We start from the raw sequence: 4154 nt of genomic DNA, 5'->3' as shown, positions 1-4154 counted from the left end.
AGATTGGCAACAACGGCGTATGCAACAATTGCGACGAGGCACGTATGCAGGATCAGGACTACCCTCAGACGATGGGGCAACAGTTTGGGCGCCGTTCGTGGGCCGAACCGTGGAAAATCAAGATGGTCGAACCACTACGGATCATCAGTCGGGCTGAACGCGAAGCGGCGCTGAAGGCGGCAGGCTACAATACCTTCTTGTTACGCTCGGAGCCGGACTCTAGCTTGACTTCTAGTACGCGATAGTGTATCTCATGGAAAACACCATGAGCACAGGTAAAGCCGCAAAACTCCTTGGTGTCTCGGTCAAGACGTTGCAGCGTTGGGAACGCGAAGGAAGGCTGATTCCGGTGGCCCGAACGGACAGCAACCGTCGTCTCTCCCCTGAGACGCAAATCCGTGAGTTCATCGGTTTGCGGCAGGCGCACCATGCGCCAACCACGCTGGTCGCCTCCTGTCGGGTATCGAGTGCAGCACAGCAGCCGGACCTGGCGAATCAGCGCAACGTGCTGGAAGAGTTCGTGGTGGCGACGGGATTGGCGGGGGTTGAGTTTATCGAGGAAGTGGGCGGCGGGTTGAACTTCAAGCGCAAGCGGTTTCTGGCCCGTATGGACGAGATCGGGCGACGGCAAGTCACGATGCTGATCCTCGCGCACCGGAACCGCCTCACCCGTTTCGGCGTTGCGTGGTTCGAACATGACGCCAACACCCATGGCTGCGCAGTGCTGGTGCTCACCCAGGAACGGCTGTCTCCCGAACCGGAAATGGTGCAAGACGTGATGACCATCGTGCACGGTTGTTCGTCTCGGCGATACGGTGTGAGGAACGATCGAAAGAAGGTGGATGCAGCGCTGAAACAGGATGCGAGTCATGAGTAATGCCAAGAAGGCCAAACGATGCAACGAACCCACAAGATCGCCCTTTGTCCGACTCCTGAGCAGGTGGATTACTTCAAGCGCGCCTGCGGCACGGCCCGGCGCGTCTGGAACTGGGCGCTCAATGAATGGAACAAACAATACGCAGCAGGCGGCAGGCCAAACGCCATGGCGCTCAAAAAGCAGTTCAACGCCATCACATACACCGACCCACAGTGGCTCGACGAGAAGGGACGGCCGTGGTTGCAAGACATTCACCGGGACGCACACGCCCAGCCGTTTGCTCATCTCGCCAAAGCCTGGGAACGGTTCTTTGCCGACCTCAAGGAGGGCAAAGAAGCGTACAAACCACGGCTCAAGAAAAAGGGGCGTTGCCGCGACAGCTTTTATGTGGCCAACGACAAGTTCCGTTTGGACGGCAAGACGATCCGTCTGCCCAAGATCGGCGACGTCGCCATGACCGAGGAACTGCGCTTCGCGGGCACGATGTTGGGCGCGACGGTCTCGCGCACGGCGGATCGTTGGTTTGTGGCAATACAGGTCGAGGTGCCTGATGCGCAATGCTATCGGCGTCGCACGGCGCACGAGGTCAACGGCCTCGACCTGGGCATCAAGGCTGCCGCAACGATCTCCAGCGGCGAAGTCATCGAAGCGCCAAAGCCGCTCAACGCAGCGCTGCGTCGCCTCAAGATTCGCGGTCGGCGTCTCAGCCGCAAGCTGCAAGCCGCCAAGAAGGCAGCAGGATTTGGACGCCATGCCCGCCTGCCCAAAGGAACGCGCCTGCCGGTCTCGAACAACCGGCAGAAGTCCGCTGCGACATTGGCAAGGCTCCATGCCCGCCTTGCCAATCTCCGAGCGGACGTTACTCATAAGCTCACGACCCGACTCTGCCGCGAAAACCAAGCGTTCGTGATCGAGGATGGAAACGTCAAGGGGATGCTCGCGAACGAGAAGCTCGCTCGCGCCATCGCTGACGTTGGCTTTGGTGTGTTCCGCTCGCAGTTGGAATACAAGGCGAAACGCTACGGCACTCATCTCATCATCGCCGATCGTTGGTATCCAAGTAGCCGACTCTGTTTCAAGTGTGGCTGGAAGAACGAGGCGCTGACGTTGCGCGATCGAGAATGGGTGTGTGCCGAGTGTGGTGCGCACCATGACCGTGACCTCAATGCGGCGCGGAACCTGAAACGGCTGGCAACCGAAACTGCCCTACCCGTGGCGAGTCCGACCAGTAATGGCGGCGCTGCGGCGGGGACCGTCCCCGCCGCAGCCGGGAAAGTCACGCTTGTCAGAGACGACGGTGGTCATCAAGACACGTCGGGGCAGGAAGAGAACCGTGCGCACCTTTGCGCACTTTCTTGATAGCAGGATGTCTATATCGATCTGCTGACCGATAGCGGCACCAATGCCATGAGTGACCGCCAGTGGGCTGCGCTGATGATGGGTGATGAGGCGTATGCCGGAAGTCGCAGCTTCTACCGATTAGAGGCAGTGGTGCAGCAGACGTATGGCTACCGGCATGTTATTCCTACCCATCAAGGTCGTGGCGCCGAGCATCTGATCAGTCAGATTGCAATCCGACGTGGGTAGTATGTGCCTAGCAACATGTATTTCACGACGACACGCCTACACCAGGAGCTGGCAGGTGGTATTTTCGTTGATGTGATCATTGACGAGGCGCATGATCCGCTTAGTCAGTATCCGTTCAAAGGTGATGTCGATCTCGATAAGCTCGCGACGCTGATCAAGCAGGTCGGCCCAGAACAGATTGCGTACATCAGTCTGGCCGGCACTGTCAACATGGCTGGTGGTCAGCCGGTCAGTATGGCAAATGTGCGCGCACTACGTGCACTGTGTGACCACTACGGTATTCGCATCTTTCTCGATGCGACCCGCCTGGTTGAGAATGCCTTCTTCATCAAAGAGCGTGAACCTGGTTATGCCGAACACAGCATCGCTGCCATCGTGCGCGAGTTTTGTTCTTACACCGATGGTGCGTGGATGAGCGCAAAGAAGGATGCGCTGGTCAATATTGGTGGATGGTTAGCGGTTAACGATGAGCAACTGGCCGATGAAGCGCGCAATCTGGTTGTTGTGTATGAAGGGTTACATACGTATGGTGGGATGGCTGGCCGCGATATGGAGGCACTGGCGGTCGGGATAGAAGAATCACTCCAGGAAGACTATATTCGGGCGCGGATCGGTCAGGTACGTTATCTGGGAGAGCTGTTGCTCGATTGGGGCATCCCGATCGTTGTGCCTGTCGGCGGTCACGCCATCTTTCTTGACGCCCGCCGTTTCTACCCACATTTGCCACAAGACCTCTTCCCGGCGCAGACGCTGGCCGCCGAGTTGTACCTCGATTCGGGAGTGCGGGCAATGGAACGGGGCATTGCCAGCGCCGGACGTGATCCGAAGACCGGTCAGCACTACTATCCCAAACTGGAATTGACCCGCCTCGCTATTCCACGCCGGGTCTATACCCAGGCCCATATGGACGTAGTAGCTGAATCGGTGAAAGCGGTTTACGATCAACGAGCGCACGCTCGCGGACTACGCATGGTGTATGAGCCACGCTATCTGCGGTTCTTCCAAGCCCGTTTTGAGCCGATAGCCGATAAGAACCTATAGTACACCATCGCCAGAGCATTCAGAAGCCGTCGAAGAGGCAACCTGGCGTGTTGCCTCTTCCATCTACGCTCCACACGTTGCGCCCCTACGCCACCACATCAAAGATCCACACCCGTCCAGACACATCGCCGCATGCCAGCAGTTGGCCATCGCCGGAAAGTGCCAGGCTGAGGATAGCAGCGTTGCTCCAGAAGAGCACCCGCGACTCGCCGCTTTCCCAGTCCCAGGCGCGGATGGTACGGTCATGCGAGCCGCTGACGATGGTGCGCCCGTCGGGGCTGAGCGCCACGGCGTTCACCGCATCCGTATGGTCTGCCAGGGAGCGCAGCAGGCGCCCGCTTTCCGCCTCCCACACCTTCACCGTGCGGTCATCCGAGCCGCTGACGATGGTGCGCCCGTCGGGGCTGAGCGCCACGGCGTTCACCGCATCCGTATGGTCTGCCAGGGAGCGGAGCAGGCGCCCGTCGTGGGCGTCCCACACCTTGACGGTGCGGTCAAAGGAGCCGCTGACGATGGTGCTTCCGTCGGGGCTGAGGGCCACGGCGTTCACCGCACCCGTATGGCCTTCCAGGGAGCGGAGCAGGTGCCCGCTTTCCGCCTCCCACACCTTCACCGTGCGGTCATGAGAGCCGCTGACGATGGTGCGCCC

Annotated in this window: 3 protein-coding genes and 2 pseudogenes; 4 read left to right on the top strand and 1 reads right to left on the bottom strand. The window is 59.5% G+C overall.

Annotation, left to right across the window (positions count from 1 at the left end):
- Positions 1 to 44: 44 nt before the first annotated feature.
- From JE47_RS0119660 to JE47_RS20820, 4 genes and pseudogenes are all read left to right on the top strand, one after another.
- A pseudogene (locus JE47_RS0119660) lies at positions 45 to 212 on the top strand (tyrosine phenol-lyase); the annotation flags it as partial.
- A gap of 41 nt (positions 213 to 253) precedes the next feature.
- The gene (locus JE47_RS0119655; protein WP_031461376.1) at positions 254 to 877 is read left to right on the top strand and encodes an IS607 family transposase; all 624 of its coding nucleotides are present in this window, start codon (positions 254 to 256) and stop codon (positions 875 to 877) included.
- Between the two features lie 18 nt (positions 878 to 895).
- On the top strand, positions 896 to 2236 hold the full coding sequence (locus JE47_RS21460) for an RNA-guided endonuclease InsQ/TnpB family protein (protein WP_035420123.1): 1341 nt from the start codon (positions 896 to 898) through the stop codon (positions 2234 to 2236).
- 3 nt (positions 2237 to 2239) lie between these two features.
- Positions 2240 to 3505: pseudogene (locus JE47_RS20820) on the top strand (tryptophanase); the annotation flags it as partial.
- A gap of 85 nt (positions 3506 to 3590) precedes the next feature.
- Here JE47_RS20820 and JE47_RS0119640 read toward each other — a convergent pair.
- The coding region (locus JE47_RS0119640; RefSeq protein WP_160173304.1) for a WD40 repeat domain-containing protein at positions 3591 to 4154 on the bottom strand (564 nt) is incomplete at its 5' end.

The sequence above is a fragment of the Chloroflexus sp. MS-G genome (assembly GCF_000735195.1).
Classification (GTDB): domain Bacteria; phylum Chloroflexota; class Chloroflexia; order Chloroflexales; family Chloroflexaceae; genus Chloroflexus.
Note: the sequence above shows the minus strand (reverse complement) of the source record. Positions and strands in the feature narration are given on the sequence as shown.

Excerpts from the sequence above, each read along its gene's own strand:
- JE47_RS0119655 (WP_031461376.1), top strand. The coding sequence starts at position 254 with ATGGAAAACACCATGAGCACAGGTAAAGCCGCAAAACTCCTTGGTGTC.
- JE47_RS21460 (WP_035420123.1), top strand. The coding sequence starts at position 896 with ATGCAACGAACCCACAAGATCGCCCTTTGTCCGACTCCTGAGCAGGTG.